Origin of the sequence: Pseudomonas sp. BNK-45 (assembly GCF_047456255.1) — a bacterium.
GTDB lineage: Bacteria > Pseudomonadota > Gammaproteobacteria > Pseudomonadales > Pseudomonadaceae > Aquipseudomonas.
Window position 1 is genome coordinate 3,660,709 of sequence record NZ_CP179909.1, and the last position, 18,718, is coordinate 3,679,426.

Genomic DNA, 18,718 nt, shown 5'->3' on the forward strand with positions numbered 1-18,718 from the left:
CCGGGGCACTCAGAGCTTGGGCAACTGGCCGATGCGGCCCATCATTTCGGTGACGATCTGCAGGTCCAGCAGGAACTGCTCCCGGGTCTTGAACTCGTTGTCGGTGTGGCCGGTGTACTTGACTTCGGGCCGCGCCAGGCCGAACTGCACGCCGTTGGGCAGTTCATGCACCGAGGTGGCGCCGGCGGAGGTGCCGAACGTGTGCGCCATGCCCAGGTTCTCGCTGGCCACCGCCAGCAGCGCCTTGACCCATTCACCCTCGGGGTTGCGGTACATCGGTTCGGCGATCTTGGTGTCGATGGTCACGGCCACGCCGCTCTTCTTGCTCCAGGCCGCCAGCTTGTCGCTGATTTCGCCCTTCAGCACCTCCGGGGTCTTGCCCTTGGGCACCCGCAGGTTGACCGCCAGCTTGAGGTTCTGCTCATCCACGCTGACCAGGGTCGGCGAGGTGGTCAGCGGGCCCATGAAGTCGTCGGAAAAACCGATGCCCAGCTGCTTGCCCAGGTAGTCCAGGCCCCAGTTGTCGGCGAGGTAGCGGGCGGCGTCGGTGAAGGCGTTGTGCTTGAAGGCCACCTTGCCGTCCAGGCTGTTGATGAAATCCAGCATCCGCGCCACCGGGTTGACCCCGGACTCGGGCTCGGAGGAGTGGGCCGAGACGCCGGTGACGGTCAGTTGCACGTCCGCGCCCGCCACCTTGGCCGCGACCTGGAAGTTGCCGCCATGGGCCTTGGCGTACTCGGCCCCGGCCTGCTGCAGGCTGGCAGCCAGTTGCGCCGGGTTGTCGCTCTTCAGGGTGGCCACCGAGGTGGACGGGATCTGGTTGGTCGCCAGGCCACCGGTGAGGTGGGTGATCTCGGCGCCCTGGCCTGTGGCGGCGCGCCGGGCAAAGGTCGCCATCACCGTGCCGTAGCCTTTCTCGGCGATCACCACCGGGTAGCCGCCGTCCAGGGCCAGGTTGTAGTTGGGCGTCGGGTTGTGCTCGAAGTAGTAGGGAATGGCGTCGCCGCTGGTTTCCTCGGTGGTGTCCACCAGCAGCTTGAAGTGGCGCGCCAGGGGCAGTTGCTCTTCCTTGATGATCTTCATCGCGTAGAGCGCGACGACGATGCCGTTCTTGTCATCCTCGGTGCCGCGACCGTACATGCGGTCGCCGATCAGGGTGACCTTGAACGGGTCGAGGCGGGTGCCGTCTTCGAGTACCCAGTTTTCCGGGGTCACCGGCACCACGTCGGCGTGGGCGTGGATGCCGACCACTTCCTGGCCGGCGCCCTCCAGGGAGATCTCGTAGACCCGGTTGTCGATGTTGCGAAAGTTCAGGTTGAAGGCCTTGGCCAGCCCCTGGATCTTCTCGGCGATCTTGAGGAACTCGGGGTTCTTGTACTGCGGTACGCCGTCGACGTTGAAGGTGGGGATGGCCACCAGTTCGCGCAGGGTTTCGGTGGCGGCCTTGCCGTACTTGATCCGGGCGTAGAGACCCAGCAGGCGATGGATTTCGTTCTGCTGTTCGGCGCTCAGGGCTTTTTTGTCGAGGAAGGCGGCAATGGCCGGACCCAGGTTGGCGCTCTTGCCCGTTTCGCTCTTGGCCAGGGCGCCGAGGAACTGGCGGAAGTCGCCGGCCGGGGCGTCACTGAAGGTCTTGAGGATGGCCGCGCTTTGCTGCGGGGTGATGTTGGCTTGGGCGCTGCTGGTGAACGCGGACAGGCTGGCGAGCATCAGGGTGGCCGCAGCCAGGTGCTTGAGAGAGAAATCCATTACGGAGGGCATTCCTTTGCAGGGAGTGATTAGGAAATGTCTGAGCGATCAGACAGAAACCTGCTCAAGCTAACACTACGAAGGAGGAGGGCGGGAGCCCCGCCAGTGCGATCTGTCGCACAGAACGGCAAAAGCGACGCACCATCGACAATGGCGAAAGGGCTGCAACAGAGGGCGCCGTTGCCGGCGCCCGCTGTGGCTGGAGCTAGATCAGAGGGCGGCGTCCCAAGGACGATCGCCATGCTCGTCCTTGATCCGGGTCGGCAGGCCCATCACGTCCAGCGCCTTGAGGAACGGCTCGGCGGCCAGCTCCTCGACGTTGACCATGCGCTGCACGTCCCATTGGCCACGGGCCACCAGCAGGGCGGCCGCCACGGGCGGCACGCCGGCGGTGTAGGAAATGCCCTGGCTGTCGGTCTCGGCGTAGGCTTCTTCGTGGTCAGCCACGTTGTAGATGAAGACTTCGCGCGGCTGTCCGTCCTTGGTGCCCTTGACCAGGTCGCCGATGCAGGTCTTGCCGGTGTAGCCCGGGGCCAGGGAGGCCGGATCAGGCAGCACCGCCTTGACCACCTTGAGCGGCACCACTTCCAGGCCTTCGGCGGTCTTGACCGGCTGCTCGGAGAGCAGGCCGAGGTTGCGCAGCACGGTGAACACGTTGATGTAGTGCTCGCCGAAGCTCATCCAGAAGCGCACGTTGGGCACGTCGAGGTTCTTCGACAGCGAGTGCACTTCGTCGTGGCCGGTCAGGTACAGGTTCTGCGAGCCGACCACCGGCAGGTCGTCGGTGCGCTTGACTTCGAACATGGTGTTGCTGGTCCACTGGCTGTCCTGCCAGCTCCACACCTGTCCGGTGAATTCGCGGAAATTGATTTCCGGGTCGAAATTGGTGGCGAAATATTTGCCATGGGACCCGGCATTGACGTCGAGAATGTCGATGGAATCAATGCGGTCGAAATGCTGTTGCTTGGCCAGGGCGGCATAGGCGTTGACCACGCCCGGATCGAAGCCCACGCCGAGAATGGCGGTGATGTTCTTCTCCCGGCACTCCTCGAGGTGCTTCCACTCGTAGTTGCCGTACCAGGGCGGCGTTTCGCAGATCTTGCCCGGCTCTTCGTGGATCGCGGTGTCCAGGTAGGCCACGCCGGTATCGATGCAGGCACGCAGCACCGACATGTTGAGGAAGGCGGAACCGACGTTGATGACGATCTGCGATTCGGTCTCGCGGATCAGCGCCTTGGTCGCTTCGATGTCCAGCGCGTTGAGCGCATAGGCTTTTATTTCAGCGGGCTGTTTGAGGCTGCCCTTGGCCTTGACGCTGTCGATGATGGCCTGGCATTTGGAGATGTTGCGCGACGCGATGGCAATACGACCGAGTTCGTCGTTGTGCTGCGCGCACTTGTGGGCCACCACCTTGGCGACACCTCCTGCACCAATGATAAGAACATTCTTCTTCAATTTATTTACTTCTCCTCGTGTCTGTCCGCTCAGGAAAGGCTGGACAGGTAGTCTTCGAAACCAAACTCGCGAACCACGTCGATGCTGCCATCGAGTTGTTTCACAACGATGGATGGCATTTTCAGGCCGTTGAACCAGTTTTTCTTGACCATGGTGTAGCCCGCCGCGTCGACGAACGACAGGCGATCGCCGATGGCCAGCGGACGTTCGAATTGATACTCGCCAAAGATGTCTCCGGCCAGGCAAGACTTGCCACAAATCATGTAGCTGTGTTCGCCGCTGCTGGGGGCCAGCTTGGCGTTCAGGCGATAGATCAGCAGGTCGAGCATGTGGGCTTCGATGGAGCTGTCCACCACGGCCAGGTGCTTGCCGTTGTACAGGGTGTCGAGCACGGTCACTTCCAGGGATGCGCTCTGGGTGATCGCCGCTTCGCCCGGCTCCAGGTAGACCTGCACGCCGTACTGCTCGGAGAAGGCCTTGAGCCGCGCGCAGAAGGCGTCCAGGGCGTAGTCCTCGCCGGTGAAGTGGATGCCGCCGCCGAGGCTGACCCACTCGACCTTGTGCAGCAGGTGGCCGAAGCGCTCCTCGATGGTGCTCAGCATCTGGTCGAACAGGCCGAAGTCGCCGTTCTCGCAGTTGTTATGGAACATGAAGCCGGAGATCTGCTCGATCACGCCTTCGATCTTCGCCGGGTCCCATTCGCCCAGGCGGCTGAAAGGCCGGGCCGGGTCGGCCAGCAGGTAGTCCGAGCTGCTCACCTGGGGGTTGACCCGCAGACCGCGGACCTTGCCCGCGCTGGCGTCGGCAAAGCGCTGCAGCTGGCTGATGGAGTTGAAGATGATCTTGTCGCAGTTGGCGAGCATCTCTTCGATCTCGTCGTCGGCCCAGGCCACGCTGTAGGCGTGGGTTTCGCCAGCGAACTTCTGCCGGCCGAGCTTGAGCTCGTACAGCGACGAGGAGGTGGTGCCGTCCATGTACTGCTGCATCAGGTCGAACACCGACCAGGTGGCGAAGCACTTGAGGGCCAGCAGGGCCTTGGCGCCGGACTGCTCGCGCACATAGGCGATCTTCTGCATGTTGCTCAAAAGCTTCTGCTTGTCGATGAGGTAGTACGGCGTCTTGATCATTTCAGGGTCTCCGGCAGGGCCAGCCAAAAAGGTACGCATTGTGCCTTCAGTGCCTGCAGATCGAAAGCACGGAAATGCATTTTCGCCGGGTAATCATCTGAAAGGCCCTGGTGATCAGTCTGATCGCTCGGGCCGCTGCCGAGTGTGCCTGTGGGCCTTGCCCCGAGCCGGCTCAGGGACGGGTGCAGGCCCCGTGCTGCCTCGCTTTTTCTTATCCAGGGAGCACATTTTTAATAATTTTCCTTCGCGGGCGTCTGTCGCACCATCTGTCGCATCCGACTTATCCCGGGTTCCGAACCGCGTGTGCCAGGCCTTCCGGCCGGTGCCAATCGTCTCGCAGAAGGACACAGACATGACCGTAGAACAACAAATGCAAGTGGACACCCTGGTGGTCGGCGCGGGTCAGGCCGGCGTGGCCATGAGCGAGCACCTGAGCAAGCTCGGCGTGCCCCACCTGGTGCTGGAACGCAGCCGCATCGCCGAAGCCTGGCGCAGCGCACGCTGGGATTCCCTGGTGGCCAACGGGCCGGCCTGGCATGACCGCTTTCCCGGGATGCCCTTCGCCCTGCCGGACGATGCCTTTGCCGCCAAGGAGCAGGTGGCGGACTACTTCGAAGCCTATGCCCGTACCTTCAACGCGCCGATCCGTACCGGGGTCGAGGTGCGCAAGGTGCAGCGCAATGTCGGTCGTCCGGGCTTCACCGTCGAGACGTCCGATGGGGTGATCCAGGCCCAGCGCGTGGTGGCCGCCACCGGTCCGTTCCAGCGTCCGGTGATCCCGCCGATTGCCCCCGCCAATGGCCGCCTGACGCAGATCCACTCCGCCGAGTACCGCAATCCGCAGCAGTTGCCCGAGGGCGCGGTGCTGGTGGTGGGCGCAGGCTCGTCCGGGGTGCAGATCGCCGATGAACTGCAGCGGGCGGGGCGCCGGGTGTATCTGTCGGTGGGCGCCCATGACCGTCCGCCGCGTTCCTATCGCAACCGGGATTTCTGCTGGTGGCTCGGGGTGCTGGGGGAGTGGGATGCGGAGATCGCCAAGCCCGGGCGCGAACACGTGACCATCGCCGTCAGCGGCGCTCGCGGCGGCCAGACCATCGACTTTCGCGCCCTGGCCCACCAGGGCATCACCCTGGTCGGGCTGACCCGGGCCTTTGCCGGCGAGCACGTGACCTTCCAGGCGGACCTGCTGGACAACCTGGCCCGGGGCGACGAGAACTACCTGGCGCTGCTGGACGCCGCCGATGCCTATGTCGAGCGCAACGGCCTCGACCTGCCGCTGGAGCCCGAGGCGCGCCGGCGCCTGCCGGACCCGGACTGCGTCAGGCAGCCGATCCTCGAACTGGACCTGCAACAGGCCGGCATCAACTCGATCATCTGGGCCACCGGCTACGCCGTGGATTTTTCCTGGCTGCAGGTCGACACCTTCAGCGAACAGGGCAAGCCCCTGCACCAGCGTGGCGTGTCCCGCGAGCCCGGGGTGTATTTCCTCGGCCTGCCCTGGCTGTCGCGCCGTGGCTCGTCGTTCATCTGGGGGGTGTGGCACGACGCCAAGCACATCGCCGATCACATCGCCACCCAGCGCAAATACCAGGCCTATGGCAGCCCGGCCCCAGCCGCGGCGCCGCATCACAACCTCAGCAGCGTGGGAGCCCTCTGATGCCGACTCATACCCGTATCCGCATGTTCAACACCAAGGACACCTACCCCAACCAGTCCCTGGACAACGACCTGTGCCAGGCGGTGCGCGCCGGCAACACGGTGTACGTTCGCGGTCAGGTCGGCACCGATTTCGACGGCCGCCTGGTGGGCCTGGGCGATCCCCGGGCCCAGGCCGAGCAGGCGATGAAAAACGTCAAGCAACTGCTGGAAGAGGCGGGCAGCGACCTGTCCCATATCGTCAAGACCACCACCTACCTCACCGACCCGCGCTACCGCGAGCCGGTGTACCAGGAAGTGGGCAAGTGGCTCAAAGGGGTGTTCCCGATCTCCACCGGGCTGGTGGTCTCGGCCCTCGGCCAGCCGCAGTGGCTGATGGAGATCGACGTGATCGCGGTCATTCCCGAGTGAGCCCGACGCTGTTTTCACGGACGCCGCACCCGGCGTCGACGCAGGCCCGGCGGGCCAAGGAGTTTGCATGACTTTTTCCATCGTGGGCCGTTGCGCCGAAACCGGCCAGCTGGGCATCGCCATCAGTTCGTCGAGCATCGCGGTCGGCGCCCGTTGCCCCTGGGTGCGGGCCGGAGTGGGCGCGGTGGCCACCCAGAACGTCACCCTGCCGGCCCTGGGGCCGCAGATTCTCGACCTGCTGGAACAGCGCAAGCTCGACCCCGGCACCGCCCTGAAGCAGGCCCTGGGTCGCAACGGCTGGAGCCAGTACCGCCAGGTGACGGTGATCGACAACCAGGGCCGCACGGCGCTGTTCAGTGGCCAGCAGGCGTTGGGCATCCACCACGCGCTGGCCGGCGAGCAGTGCGTGGCCGCCGGCAACCTGCTGGCGGACGCCGGGGTCATCCAGGCCATGGTCCAGGCGTTCGAACAGACGCCGGGGATTCTGGCCGAGCGCCTGCTGGCGGCGATGCACGCGGCCATGGCCGCCGGTGGCGAGGCGGGCCCGGTGCATTCAGCGGCGCTGAGCGTGGTGGACGACCTGACCTGGCCCATCGTCGACCTGCGGGTGGACTGGGCCGATGCCGACCCCATCGGCCAGCTCGACGGCCTGTGGCAGGCCTACCGGCCGCAGATGCAGGACTACCTGACCCGGGCCCTGGACCCCACGGCGGCCCCCAGCTACGGAGTGCCGGGCAATGAATGAGCAGTCGAGCCGCGAGCTGTTGGCGCGGCTGGTGGGCTTTGCCACGGTCAGCCGCGATTCCAACCTGGAATTGATCGGCTTTATCCGCGACTACCTGGCGCGCCACGGGGTGGACAGCGAGCTGATCTACAACCCGCAGCGGACCAAGGCCAACCTGTTTGCCAGCATCGGCCCCAGCGATCGCGGCGGAGTGGTACTGTCCGGGCACACCGACGTGGTGCCGGTGGACGGTCAGGCCTGGAGCGTCGAGCCGTTTGTCTTGAGTGAGCGCCAAGGGCGGCTGTACGGCCGTGGCACCGCCGACATGAAAGGCTTTATCGCCTCGGTGCTGGCGGCGGTGCCGGGCTTTACCCGGCGCCGCCTGCGGCTGCCGTTGCACCTGGCGTTTTCCTACGATGAGGAGGTGGGCTGCCTGGGCGTGCGACCGATGCTCGAACGTTTGCGACAGCGGCCACATCCGCCGCTGCTGTGCCTGATCGGCGAGCCTACCGAGCTGCGCCCGGTGCTCGGGCACAAGGGCAAGCTGGCGATGCGCTGTCAGGTGCGGGGCGCGGCCTGCCATTCGGCCTATGCGCCTTACGGGGTCAATGCCATCGAGTACGCGGCGCGGCTGATCGGCAAGCTGGGAGACATCGGCAGCCGGCTGGCGCAACCCGAGCACCACGACCCGCGTTTCGATCCGCCGTATTCCACGGTGCAGACCGGCACCATCCAGGGCGGCCGCGCGCTGAACATCGTGCCGGCCGAGTGTCAGTTCGATTTCGAGGTGCGCACCCTGCCGGGCCATGACGCCCAGGCCGTGGTGGCCCAGTTGCAAGACTATGCCGACACCGAGCTGGTGCCGCAGATGCAGGCGGTACGGGCCGACACCGGGATCGACCTGCACCCCTTGAGCGCCTACCCGGGGCTGGCCACCGCCGCCGACAGCCAGGCCGCCGAACTGCTGGCACTGCTCAGCGGCTCGCGGGAGTTCACCACCGTGGCCTTCGGCACCGAGGGCGGGCTGTTCCATGAGGCGGGCATCCCTACGGTGGTCTGCGGTCCGGGCAGCATGGACCAGGGCCACAAGCCGGACGAGTTCATCAGCCTTGCACAGTTGCACGCCTGCGACGCCCTGTTGCAGCGCCTGGGCGACTGGCTGGAGCACCCCGCCCGAACCTGATGCGGTTCCTGCACGTCGGCCAACGACGCGCTGCGGCGCGGGGACGGCGTAGGAATAGGGGAGACAAGGCTTCTTGTGGCGAGGGAGCTTGCTCCCGCTCGGGCGCGCAGCGGCCGCAAAGCCTGAATCTGCAATCCACCTGACAGGCCGCGGATTCAGGCCTTGGGAAGGCTGCGCCTTCCAGCGGGAGCAAGCTCCCTCGCCACAGGTTTGTGGGCTTTCGCCGTTACCTGGGGCTTTGGGTGGCGGCGTTTTGCGTGGGGGCGCCAAGCCGTCTGGCTACAGAGCTTTTTCATGGTGCTGGAGCATATTTTTAGTATTTTTCCTCTGGCTCGCGCTGACGCACCATCCCTCAGGACCCAATAACCAACAGGCCGTCGCAACGGCCGACGAGGGAGTGCAGCGTGTTCGAACTCGGTGACTGGCAGCAGCGGGCTGCCCAACAGACATTCATTGATCAGGCGCTGATCGGCGGCCAGCGAATGGCCGCCCAGTCCGGCGCCACCTTCGATGCGGTCAACCCGGCCACCCTTGGGGTACTGGCCCGGGTCAGTGCCTGCGGCGCGGCCGATGTGGACCTGGCGGTGGCCGCCGCGCGTCGGGCCTTCGACCAGGGGCCCTGGGCGCGCATGGCCCCGCTGGAGCGCAAGAAGGTCCTGCTGCGCCTGGCCGAGCTGATGCTCGCCCACCGTGAGGAGCTGGCGCTGCTGGACTCCCTGAACATGGGCAAGCCGGTGATGGACGCCTGGAACATCGACGTGCCCGGTGCGGCCCACGTCTTCGCCTGGTACGCCGAGAGCGTCGACAAGCTCTACGATCAACTGGCCCCCGGCGGCCACAACAGCCATGCCAGCATTCGTCGCGAAGCCCTGGGGGTGATCGGCGCGGTGGTGCCCTGGAACTTCCCCCTGGACATGGCCGCCTGGAAGCTGGCCCCGGCCCTGGCGGTGGGCAACTCGGTGGTGCTCAAGCCTGCCGAACAGTCGCCGTTCTCGGCCCTGCGCCTGGCCGAGCTGGCCCTGGAGGCCGGCGTGCCGGAAGGGGTGTTCAACGTGGTGCCGGGCCTGGGCAGCGATGCCGGTCGTGCCCTGGGCCTGCACCCGGATGTGGATTGCCTGGTGTTCACCGGCTCCACCGAGGTGGGCAAGTGCTTCATGCAGTATTCGGCGCAATCGAACCTCAAGCAGGTCTGGCTCGAATGCGGCGGCAAGAGCCCGAACCTGGTGTTCGCCGACTGCCAGGACCTGGAGCTGGCCGCCGAGAAGAGCGCCTTCGGCATCTTCTTCAACCAGGGCGAGGTGTGCTCGGCCAACTCGCGGCTGCTGGTGCAGCGCAGCATTCATGACGAGTTCGTCGAGCGCCTCAAGGCCAAGGCCCGGGACTGGCGCCCGGGCAACCCGCTGGACCCGGCCAGCCGCGCCGGGGCCATGGTCGACGCGCGCCAGACCGCCCGGGTCATGGCCTATATCGAGGGCGCCCGGGAGCAGGGCGCGCAGTTGGCCTGTGGCGGCCGCCAGCTGCACATCGACGGCAGCGACAACTACATCGAGCCGACCCTCCTCACCGGGGTGAAGCCGCAGATGAGCATCGCCCGGGAGGAGGTGTTCGGCCCGGTGCTGGCGGTAATCCCCTTCGATGACGAGGAGCAGGCCATTGCCCTGGCCAATGACAGCGTCTACGGCCTGGCCGCCTCGCTGTGGACGGACGACCTCAACCGCGCCCACCGGGTGGCCCGGCAGTTGCGGGCCGGCACGGTGTCGGTGAACACCGTGGATGCCCTGGACGTCACCGTGCCCTTTGGCGGCGGCCGGCAATCGGGATTCGGTCGCGACCTGTCGCTGCATGCCTTCGACAAGTACAGCCAACTGAAGACCACCTGGTTCCAACTGCGCTAGCGCTACGGAGCCCAGGCGGCGCCACCCGGGCGCCGCTGCACCTGCCGCTGCCGCGGCAGGCCCACAACAATAAGAAAGGAGTGCGTGCGATGACTGCAAATCTCTCCCCGGCGGCCTTGAGCCCCACCAGCAACGGCGGCTTGCGCCGGGTCCTGGGCCTGGGTTCGCTGGTGTCGGTGGCCGTTGGCCTGGTGGTGTCCCAGGGGGTCATGGTGTTGATGCTGCAAGGCGCGGGGATGGCCGGGCTGGGCTTCTTCATCCCACTGCTGCTGGCCTACCTGCTGGCGCTGACCTATGCCTTGTCGTTCTCCGAACTGGCGCTGATGGTGCCCCGGGCCGGTAGCCTGAGCAGCTACACCGAAGTGGCCATCGGGCACTTTCCGGCGATCCTCGCGACCTTCTCCGGCTACATGGTGGTGGCGATGTTCGCCCTGTCCGCCGAGCTGCTGCTCCTGGACCTGATCATCGGCAAGGTCTACCCCGGGGTGCTGCCGCCGATGCTGGTGGCCTATGGCGTGCTCGGTACTTTCACCGCGCTCAACCTGCTGGGCATCGATGTCTTCGCCCGGCTGCAGACGGTGCTCGCGGTGGTGATGGTGGTGATTCTCCTGACCCTGGGCCTGGGCGCCATCGGCAGCCCCCAGGCCGACTTGCAACGGCCGCTGGACCAGGGCTGGAACCCCATGGAGATCGGCGCGCTGGCCTTGGCGGCGATGGCCATCTGGGGGTTTGTCGGGGCCGAGTTCGTCTGCCCGCTGGTGGAGGAAACCCGCCGCCCGGAACGCAATGTCCCGCGCTCGATGATCATCGGCCTGAGCATCATCTTCCTGGTGATCACCCTGTATTGCCTCGGCGCCTTGCTGTGCATTCCCCGGGAGCAACTGGCGAGCCATCCGCTGCCGCATTTCCTGTTCGCCACCACGGTGTTCGGCGAGGCCGGCAAGCTGTTCCTGGTGGGCGCGGTGATCACCGCCACCTGCAGCACGGTCAACTCGTCCCTGGCGGCGCTGCCACGGATGCTCTACGGCATGGCCCAGAACGGCCAGGCCTTCCCCCAGTTCAAACGTCTCAGCCCGCGCAGCCGCACACCCTGGGTGGCAGTGCTGTTCGTCGCCGCGCTCACGGGGCTGCCGATCCTGATCCTGGGCCAGGACCCGGACTCCATCAGCCTGCTGCTGTTGGCCGCGGCCCTGGCCTGGCTCTTGGCCTACATCATCGTACACATCGACGTGATCGCCCTGCGCCGGCGCTACCCCGACGCGCCACGGCCGTTCCGTTCGCCGTTCTACCCCTGGCCCCAGGTGCTGGGCATCGTCGGCATGCTGTTTGCGATCTATCACGTGTCGCCGTCCCCGGAGATGACCGCGCGGATCTTCGGCAGCGCCGGCGTCGTGCTGGGGGTGATCTCGCTGATCGCCGCGGTCTGGATCAAGTGGGTGATGCGCAAGCCACTGTTTGTTCCCGAACCGCTGCTGCCCACGGGGCCGAGTCCCGTCGCCACGCCTTCCCTTGAATCCACTTGTCGTGCAGGAGAATGACCATGAGTGCTGAAAACCCAACCGCCCAACGCAGTACCCAGGACTACCAGGCCCTGGATGCCGCCCACCATATCCATGCCTTCCTCGACCAGAAGGCGCTGAACGCCGAAGGCCCGCGGGTGATCGTCCGCGGCCAGGGCCTGCACCTGTGGGACAACGACGGCCAGCGCTACCTGGACGGCATGTCCGGGCTGTGGTGCACCAACCTGGGCTACGGTCGCCAGGACCTGGCGGCCGCCGCCAGCGCCCAGCTGGAGCAGTTGCCGTACTACAACATGTTCTTCCACACCACCCACCCGGCGGTGGTGGAGCTCTCCGAGCTGCTGTTCAGCCTGTTGCCCGGGCACTACAGCCACGCCATCTACACCAACTCCGGCTCCGAGGCCAACGAGGTGCTGATTCGCAGCGTGCGCCGCTACTGGCAGATCCTCGGCCAGCCGCAGAAGAAGGTGATGATCGGCCGCTGGAACGGCTACCACGGCTCGACCCTGGCCGCCACCGCCCTGGGCGGGATGAAATTCATGCACGACATGGGCGGGCTGATTCCGGATGTGGCGCACATCGACGAGCCTTACTGGTTCGCCCACGAAGGCAACCTGACGCCCGCCGAGTTCGGCCTGCGCTGCGCCCGCCAGCTGGAAGAGAAGATCCTAGAACTTGGGGCCGAGAACGTCGCCGGTTTCATCGCCGAACCGTTCCAGGGCGCCGGCGGCATGATCTTCCCGCCAGACAGCTACTGGCCGGAAATCCAGCGCATCTGCCGCCAGTACGACGTGCTGCTGTGCGCCGACGAAGTGATCGGCGGTTTCGGCCGCACCGGCGAGTGGTTCGCCCATCAGCACTTCGGCTTCGAGCCCGACACCCTGTCCATCGCCAAGGGCCTGACCTCCGGCTACATCCCCATGGGCGGCTTGGTGCTGAGCAAGCGCATCGCCCAGGTGCTGGTGGAGCAGGGCGGGGTGTTCGCCCACGGCCTGACCTATTCCGGGCACCCGGTGGCCGCCGCCGTGGCCATCGCCAACCTCAAGGCCCTGCGCGATGAAGGCGTGGTGACCCGGGTCAAGCAGGACACCGGCCCCTACCTGCAGCAGTGCCTGCGGGAAGTGTTCGGCAACCACCCGCTGATCGGCGAGGTCCAGGGCTGCGGGCTGGTGGCGGCCTTGCAGTTCGCCGAGGACAAGGCCAGCCGCAAGCGCTTTGCCAACGAGAACGACATCGCCTGGCGCTGCCGCACCCTGGGCTTCGAAGAGGGGGTGATCATCCGCTCGACCCTGGGGCGGATGATCATGGCCCCGGCGCTGGTGGCGACCCGCGGCGATATCGACGAACTGATCGACAAGACCCGGCGCGCGGTGGAACGCACGGCCCGGGAGATCGAGAACGGGCAGTTGCCGACGGCCTGAGGGCCGGCGCTGGATCGACTGCTTGTCGGCGCCGCTGAAACACCACACCCCGCCAGAGTCCGACTCTGGCGGGGTGTGTTTTTTCGGCTCGGTTCGGGGGGAGCCATTTCCTGCTGTAGGGCCCGGTCCCGGGCCACTAATCTGTGGCCAGGGTGCACAACCGGCGGTTCAGAACTTACCGTTCAAAACTTGCCATTCAAACCCAGGCGGAAGGTGTCGTTGCGTTCGTCCGAGCCCAGGGCGGTCTTGTACGAGACGCCCAGTTGCCAGGCACGCCCGAGGTTGAAGTCGACGCCCATGTCCAGGCTGGCGAAATCGCTGTCCAGGGCGTCGGGCTTGAGCCGGTACAGCGTGCCTTCGTCACCCTGGTCGGTGTAGCGCATCTTGTAGTCGCTGCTGCTGCTGAAGTTGTGGCCCCAGGCCAGGCCGACCTTGGGCGTGACCACACCGATCCGGGTCATCAGGTCGTAGCCCGAACGTACACCGAGGTAGGAGGTGAAGTTCTGCTGGCGCTGTTCGTCGTAGGACAGGCCGTAAATGCCGCCGCCACTTTCACGGTAGGCATCCAGGCGCGTGGTGCTGGCGTTCAGGCGACTGTAGGGCGTCAGCGACAGCGGGCCCTGGCGATACTCATAGCTGGCGGTCAGGGAGGCGAACAACTGATCGGCATCCCGCGAGCCGCGGGCGTAGTCGTCGTTGCTGCCGGTGATGTAGCGGCGCGAGTCGAAGCTGATGCGGTTGTAGCCCAAAAGGCCGTCGACAAATACCTGCGGGGCCAGGTTCAGGCTCAGGTAGGTGGCGATGCCGATGGCGTCCCCATCGCTGCGGGTGTGGTTCTTGCCGATGTCGCTGCGGTCGTTGCCGTAGCCGATACCGACCCCGGCAATGGCGCTGGGCGACAGGCGATAGTCGACACCGACGCTCAGGCCCAGGGTGGTGAAGCTGTTGTCCCGCGCGCCCCGGGTGTGGGTCGAGCCGACGTTGACGAAGCCGTCGCTCCAGAACGCCAGGGCGTCCTGTTTGCAGTTGTCCTGCAGGGCGGCCGCGGCTTCGCGTTTTTCCTGCTCGGTCTGGTTGGCGGTGCCTCCCAGCTGGTCCTGGACGGCTTTGGCGATTTCGCCCAGCGGTACGTCGCGGCCTTCCTTGCGCAAGCTGGCGTTGAACGAATTGCGCTCGCAACTGATCTGGTGCAGTTGCTCCAGGCGCCGGTTGAAGTTGTCCATCTGAGTGCTGGCAAAACGCTCGGCGGCGCGGGTCTGGGCGTTGAGCAGGCCGATGACCTCGGCGTCCTTGGTCGGGTCCGGACGCTCCTGGATCATGAAGCTGACGGTGCTCGCGGCGCTGGCGCCGCTGCCGTTCTGCAGGCTGAAGCTGACCACGGCGGTGCCGGCGAAGGCCGCCGAAGGCACGAAGCGCATCGAGAAGCGGCCGATCATCATCGCCCGCCCGGCCGATGCCGGGGTGACCGAGCCGAGGACGGCCTGGGTGAACGGGCCCCCGGTGGCGCCCTGGGTCAGGTCGACGGTGGCCGACTGGCCCGCCGCGAGGATCTGGCTGGAAGCCGGCACGGTAATCGCCACGGCAGCGATGGTCAGGGTGTAGGTCTGTGAGCCGGTAGCGCCGTTGGCATCGGTGACGGTGATGCTCAGGTTGCTGCTGCCGCTGGTGGTCGGCGTACCGCTGATCAGGCCGCTGGCGGTGTTCAGGCTCAGGCCCGCCGGCAGGCTGCCGGAGGTGATGGCGTAGGTGTAGGGCGCGGTGCCGCCGGTGGCGCTGAGGGTGGCGCTGTAGGCGCTGCCTGCGGTGCCGGCCCCCAAGGACGCCGGAGTCAGTACCAGGCTGGGCGCGCTGACCGTGAGGGTCACCGTGGCCGGGCTGGAGGTGCCGCCGGCGTTGGTGGCGGTGTAGGTGAAGCTGTCGCTGCCGGAATAACCGGCGGTTGGGGTGTAGGTGATGCTGGTGCCGCTGGCGGTGGCGGTGCCATGGCTGGCCGCAGTGGCCACGGCCACGCTGCTGGCGGCGCCGCCGGTGATGTTCAGGGTGATCGGGTTGGCGCTGCTGTTGGCGGCCACGGTGGCGCTGACGGCATTGGCCACCGGCGCCTGGACGCCGATGGTGATCGAGAAGGCCTGGGAGCCGGTGGCGCTGTTGGCGTCGGTGGCGGTGATGGTCAGGTTGAGGGTGCCGCTGGCCATGGGGGTGCCACTGATGGCGCCGGTGGCGGTGTTGAGGATCAGGCCGGCCGGCAGGCTGCCGGAGGTGATGGCGTAGGTGTAGGGCGCGGTGCCGCCAGTGGCAGTGACGGTCTGGCTGTAGGCCGTGCCGACGCTGCCGTTGCTCAGGGAGCCGGGGCTCAGGGTAATGCTCGGCGCACTGACGGTAATGGTCACGGTGGCCGGGCTGGAGGTGCCGCTGGCGTTGGTGGCGGTGTAGGTGAAGCTGTCACTGCCGGAATAACCGGCGGTTGGGGTGTAGGTGATGCTGGTGCCGCTGGCGGTGGCGGTGCCATGGCTGGCGGCAGTGGCAATGGCCACGCTGCTGGCGGCGCCACCGGTGATGTTCAGGGTGATCGGGTTGGCGCTGCTGTTGGCGGCCACGGTGGCGCTGACGGCATTGGCCACCGGCGCCTGCACGCCGATAGTGATCGAGAAGGCCTGGGAGCCGGTGGCGCTGTTGGCGTCGGTGGCGGTGATGGTCAGGTTGAGGGTGCCGTCGGCCATGGGGGTGCCGCTGATGGCGCCGGTGGTGGTGTTGAGGATCAGGCCGGCCGGCAGGCTGCCGGAGGTGATGGCGTAGGTGTAGGGCGCGGTGCCGCCAGTGGCCGTGACGGTCTGGTTGTAGGCCGTGCCGACGCTGCCGTTGCTCAGGGAGCCGGGGCTCAGGGTAATGCTCGGCGCACTGACAGTGATGGTCACGGTGGCCGGGCTGGAGGTGCCGCTGGCGTTGGTGGCGGTGTAGGTGAAGCTGTCACTGCCGGAATAACCGGCGGTTGGGGTGTAGGTGATGCTGGTGCCGCTGGCGGTGGCGGTGCCATGGCTGGCGGCTGTGGCGATGGCCACGCTGCTGGCGGCGCCGCCGGTGATGTTCAGGGTGATCGGGTTGGCGCTGCTGTTGGCGGCCACGGTGGCGCTGACGGCATTGGCCACCGGTGGCAGGCCGTTGATCTGCAAGGTGTAGGCGCGGGAGCCGGTGGCGCTGTTGGCGTCGGTGGCGGTGACGGTCAGGTTGAAGGTGCCACTGACAGTCGGCGTACCGCTGATCACGCCACTGCTGGTGTTCAGGCTCAGGCCGGCAGGCAGGCTGCCGGCGCTGATTGCATAGGTGTAGGGCGTGGTGCCGCCGGTGGCGGTCACGGTCTGGTTGTAGGCCGTGCCCTGAATGCCGTCGGGCAGTGTCGTCGGCGTTATCGCCAGGGTGGGTGCACTGACGGTGATGGTCACCGTGGCCGGGCTGGAGGTGCCGCTGGCGTTGGTGGCGGTGTAGGTGAAGCTGTCGCTGCCGGAGTAACCGGCGGTTGGGGTGTAGGTAATGCTGGTGCCGCTGGCGGTGGCGGTGCCATGACTGGCGGCAGTGGCCACGGCCACGCTGCTGGCCGCGCCGCCGCTCAGGCTCAGGGTGACCGGGTTGGCGCTGCTGTTGGCGGCCACTGTGGCGCTGACCGGGCCGACGGTGGGGGGCGGAACGTTGTAGGTATAGCCGTTGGTCAGGGTCGCGGTGCCCCCTGGGGTGGTGACTACCACGTTAACCGCACCTGCGGCGTGGGCCGGGGTGGTGGCGGTGATGGTGGTGGCATTGTTGACGATGTAACCGGTGGCGGATGTCCCGCCAAAGCTCACCGCCGTGGCACCGGTCAGGTTGGTGCCGGTGAGGGTGACGGAGGTGGCGCCTGCGGTGCTGCCGTTGTTCGGGGTGACGGCGGTCAGGGTCGGGGTCGCGGAGCTGGTGACCACCAGGGTATAGGTGGCGACGCCGCCCTGATTCAGGCCGTCATTGAGGGTGATGCTGAATGTGTAGGTGCCGGCGGTGGTGGGCGTGCCGTGGAGTATGGTGTTCGAGCTGCCCGGTGACGGATCGAGGATCAGGCCCGGCGGCAGGCAGGGAGTCACGCCGTCGTAGTCCGGGTCATTGGCGTCGCACTCTACCCATTTGTCCAGTGGTTGCGCGCCACCGACGGAGTTGATGACGATGCTCATGGACTGGCCCACTGCCACGCTGGGCAAGGTACTGCCCGTAGCCGGGTTGGTGATCACGGGAGCGGCGGCCATTGCCTGGCTGCTCAGGGTCAACATGACCAGGAGCAGGAACAGTGAAGTCAGCGGACGTGTCAGCCAGGTACCTAGCGTGGTCAGTGGTGTTCTCATGAGGGCTTCCTGCCTTGCGACCGGTTTGAGGGTCGTATCCAGCGTAAGTGTTGATAAAGGTCCAGCGGTTACAGCACGGCTACAGCCGGCCCCTTGGGGGCTGGTCATAAACGATGGTCAGGGACTGTCGACGGCCTCCCGGGCGTCTAGCCGCGCGGGACGCTGCATCTGGGTGTACAGGCCGGTGTCGGCGCCGGCGCGAAAGCCCAGCCGCTCATACAGCCGGCGGGCACGGCTACCCTGTTCGACGCTCAGGCTGCAGGTCTGGCCCTGGGCGTCGGCCTTGGCCAGTACCCTGCGCAGCAACTCGGTGCCGATGCCCCGGCCATGCCAGTCCGGCAGCAGAGCAATATCGACTATGCGCACATCGTCGGCCGCGTAATGCACGCACAGGCGCCCGATCGGGCTACCGGCCTGCTCGACGATCAGAAAATCCGCGGCGGGAAAGTGCTTTTCATAATGCTGGCGCTGCAGTTCGGCCTGGGCGTGCAGGAAAGCCCGGCGCTGGACATCGTTCCAGCCCGGCACTGCGCTGACTTCGGCCCAGCGGCGTGAGGCGTACAGCGCCTGGAGAAATCCCAGGTCGTGGCCGTCCTGCTTGCGCAGTACGGCCACGTTGCCCGCCGGCAGATGGGGAGGGCTGATGTGGGTCATGAGGCTCTGATCGGGTACTCGCCATCCAGGCAGATGCAGTAGGCCAGCGTCTGGAAGGGTTGCATGGTGTTACGCAAGGCCGTCGACGTTGCGCCAGTACCGGCGATGCCCACCGTGGTGGCCGCCAGTGTCTGGGTTGTCGTCGTTGGTGCGGTGTTGTTGTACAGGCGTATGTTGCGCGGCTGCGCCAGGAAGGCGGTGTTGTTGGGGATATCCAGAGCGGCACCCGATTCGCTGCCGTCCTTGACCATCACCGAATGGGTATGGGGGGCAAAATTGCTGGGCCCCATGGTTATCCGGTCGGCTCCGAGGGCCGTGCCAACGGGCCTGTCGGTCAGCCCGGGCGCCAGCCCGGCACCCATGGCCACGCGCCCGTTGAGATTGGGCAGCTTGAAGTTCTGGCCGGGGGTACCGCCATACAGGGTGCCAATCACCGAATAGAGCGCAGGATTCTGCTGGACCGTGATGGTCGATCCATCGCAATACGCCCAGTTTTGCGGGACGAAGTTGTAGGGGAACAGTCTGATTTCACCGGTAAACGCATCCATGATCGGTCATTCCA

Annotated in this window: 13 protein-coding genes; 7 read left to right on the plus strand and 6 right to left on the minus strand. The window is 66.4% G+C overall.

Annotated elements, in window-relative coordinates:
• Nucleotides 1-9: 9 nt before the first annotated feature.
• The 3 genes from ACMGG8_RS16965 to ACMGG8_RS16975 form a co-directional block, all read right to left on the minus strand.
• On the minus strand, nucleotides 10-1,749 hold the full coding sequence (locus ACMGG8_RS16965) for a dipeptidase (RefSeq protein WP_060839835.1): 1,740 nt from the start codon (nucleotides 1,747-1,749) through the stop codon (nucleotides 10-12).
• Nucleotides 1,750-1,959: 210 nt separating this feature from the next.
• Nucleotides 1,960-3,204, minus strand: coding sequence for a saccharopine dehydrogenase family protein (locus tag ACMGG8_RS16970; protein ID WP_414157970.1), 1,245 nt, complete (start codon nucleotides 3,202-3,204; stop codon nucleotides 1,960-1,962).
• A gap of 29 nt (nucleotides 3,205-3,233) precedes the next feature.
• Nucleotides 3,234-4,331 (minus strand): carboxynorspermidine decarboxylase, encoded by a 1,098-nt coding sequence (locus ACMGG8_RS16975; protein WP_060843925.1) that lies wholly within the window; start codon nucleotides 4,329-4,331, stop codon nucleotides 3,234-3,236.
• Nucleotides 4,332-4,683: 352 nt separating this feature from the next.
• Between ACMGG8_RS16975 and ACMGG8_RS16980 the strand changes: the two genes are divergently transcribed.
• The 7 genes from ACMGG8_RS16980 to ACMGG8_RS17010 all read left to right on the plus strand — a co-directional run bounded on the left by ACMGG8_RS16980 (nucleotide 4,684) and on the right by ACMGG8_RS17010 (nucleotide 13,141).
• Nucleotides 4,684-5,988, plus strand: a complete 1,305-nt coding sequence (locus ACMGG8_RS16980; protein ID WP_108545527.1) for a flavin-containing monooxygenase — start codon at nucleotides 4,684-4,686, stop codon at nucleotides 5,986-5,988.
• Complete coding sequence (locus ACMGG8_RS16985; protein WP_011061806.1) at nucleotides 5,988-6,398, plus strand: RidA family protein; 411 nt, start codon at nucleotides 5,988-5,990, stop codon at nucleotides 6,396-6,398. Before ACMGG8_RS16980 ends, ACMGG8_RS16985 begins: the two co-directional genes overlap by 1 nt.
• Before the next feature lie 67 nt (nucleotides 6,399-6,465).
• Entirely contained in the window at nucleotides 6,466-7,143 is a 678-nt protein-coding gene (locus tag ACMGG8_RS16990) for a DUF1028 domain-containing protein (RefSeq protein ID WP_414157971.1), read from the plus strand.
• Nucleotides 7,136-8,305 carry an acetylornithine deacetylase gene (argE, locus tag ACMGG8_RS16995; RefSeq protein WP_060843923.1) on the plus strand — a complete coding sequence of 390 codons (1,170 nt, stop codon included), beginning with the start codon at nucleotides 7,136-7,138 and terminating at the stop codon, nucleotides 8,303-8,305. The genes ACMGG8_RS16990 and argE overlap by 8 nt, the downstream gene beginning before the upstream one ends.
• A 404-nt stretch (nucleotides 8,306-8,709) precedes the next feature.
• Nucleotides 8,710-10,200 carry an aldehyde dehydrogenase gene (locus ACMGG8_RS17000; protein WP_060839829.1) on the plus strand — a complete coding sequence of 497 codons (1,491 nt, stop codon included), beginning with the start codon at nucleotides 8,710-8,712 and terminating at the stop codon, nucleotides 10,198-10,200.
• Between the two features lie 89 nt (nucleotides 10,201-10,289).
• Nucleotides 10,290-11,738, plus strand: coding sequence for an APC family permease (locus tag ACMGG8_RS17005; protein WP_414157972.1), 1,449 nt, complete (start codon nucleotides 10,290-10,292; stop codon nucleotides 11,736-11,738).
• 2 nt (nucleotides 11,739-11,740) lie between these two features.
• Nucleotides 11,741-13,141, plus strand: coding sequence for an aspartate aminotransferase family protein (locus ACMGG8_RS17010; RefSeq protein WP_414157973.1), 1,401 nt, complete (start codon nucleotides 11,741-11,743; stop codon nucleotides 13,139-13,141).
• Nucleotides 13,142-13,323: 182 nt separating this feature from the next.
• On the opposite strand, the gene ACMGG8_RS17015 is transcribed toward ACMGG8_RS17010, so the two are convergent.
• The 3 genes from ACMGG8_RS17015 to ACMGG8_RS17025 all read right to left on the minus strand — a co-directional run bounded on the left by ACMGG8_RS17015 (nucleotide 13,324) and on the right by ACMGG8_RS17025 (nucleotide 18,704).
• Nucleotides 13,324-17,502 (minus strand): putative Ig domain-containing protein, encoded by a 4,179-nt coding sequence (locus ACMGG8_RS17015; protein WP_414157974.1) that lies wholly within the window; start codon nucleotides 17,500-17,502, stop codon nucleotides 13,324-13,326.
• Nucleotides 17,503-17,619: 117 nt separating this feature from the next.
• Entirely contained in the window at nucleotides 17,620-18,156 is a 537-nt protein-coding gene (locus ACMGG8_RS17020; RefSeq protein ID WP_060843919.1) for a GNAT family N-acetyltransferase, read from the minus strand.
• Nucleotides 18,153-18,704 carry a phage tail protein gene (locus tag ACMGG8_RS17025; protein ID WP_060839824.1) on the minus strand — a complete coding sequence of 184 codons (552 nt, stop codon included), beginning with the start codon at nucleotides 18,702-18,704 and terminating at the stop codon, nucleotides 18,153-18,155. The genes ACMGG8_RS17020 and ACMGG8_RS17025 overlap by 4 nt, the downstream gene beginning before the upstream one ends.
• Nucleotides 18,705-18,718: the final 14 nt, after the last annotated feature.

Coding starts and splice junctions, on each gene's coding strand:
- ACMGG8_RS16990 (WP_414157971.1), top strand. CDS start 6,466: ATGACTTTTTCCATCGTGGGCCGTTGCGCCGAAACCGGCCAGCTGGGC.
- ACMGG8_RS16985 (WP_011061806.1), top strand. CDS start 5,988: ATGCCGACTCATACCCGTATCCGCATGTTCAACACCAAGGACACCTAC.
- ACMGG8_RS16980 (WP_108545527.1), top strand. CDS start 4,684: ATGACCGTAGAACAACAAATGCAAGTGGACACCCTGGTGGTCGGCGCG.
- ACMGG8_RS17020 (WP_060843919.1), bottom strand. CDS start 18,156: ATGACCCACATCAGCCCTCCCCATCTGCCGGCGGGCAACGTGGCCGTA.
- ACMGG8_RS17005 (WP_414157972.1), top strand. CDS start 10,290: ATGACTGCAAATCTCTCCCCGGCGGCCTTGAGCCCCACCAGCAACGGC.
- ACMGG8_RS17015 (WP_414157974.1), bottom strand. CDS start 17,502: ATGAGAACACCACTGACCACGCTAGGTACCTGGCTGACACGTCCGCTG.
- ACMGG8_RS17010 (WP_414157973.1), top strand. CDS start 11,741: ATGAGTGCTGAAAACCCAACCGCCCAACGCAGTACCCAGGACTACCAG.
- ACMGG8_RS16965 (WP_060839835.1), bottom strand. CDS start 1,749: ATGGATTTCTCTCTCAAGCACCTGGCTGCGGCCACCCTGATGCTCGCC.
- ACMGG8_RS17025 (WP_060839824.1), bottom strand. CDS start 18,704: ATGGATGCGTTTACCGGTGAAATCAGACTGTTCCCCTACAACTTCGTC.
- argE (WP_060843923.1), top strand. CDS start 7,136: ATGAATGAGCAGTCGAGCCGCGAGCTGTTGGCGCGGCTGGTGGGCTTT.
- ACMGG8_RS16975 (WP_060843925.1), bottom strand. CDS start 4,331: ATGATCAAGACGCCGTACTACCTCATCGACAAGCAGAAGCTTTTGAGC.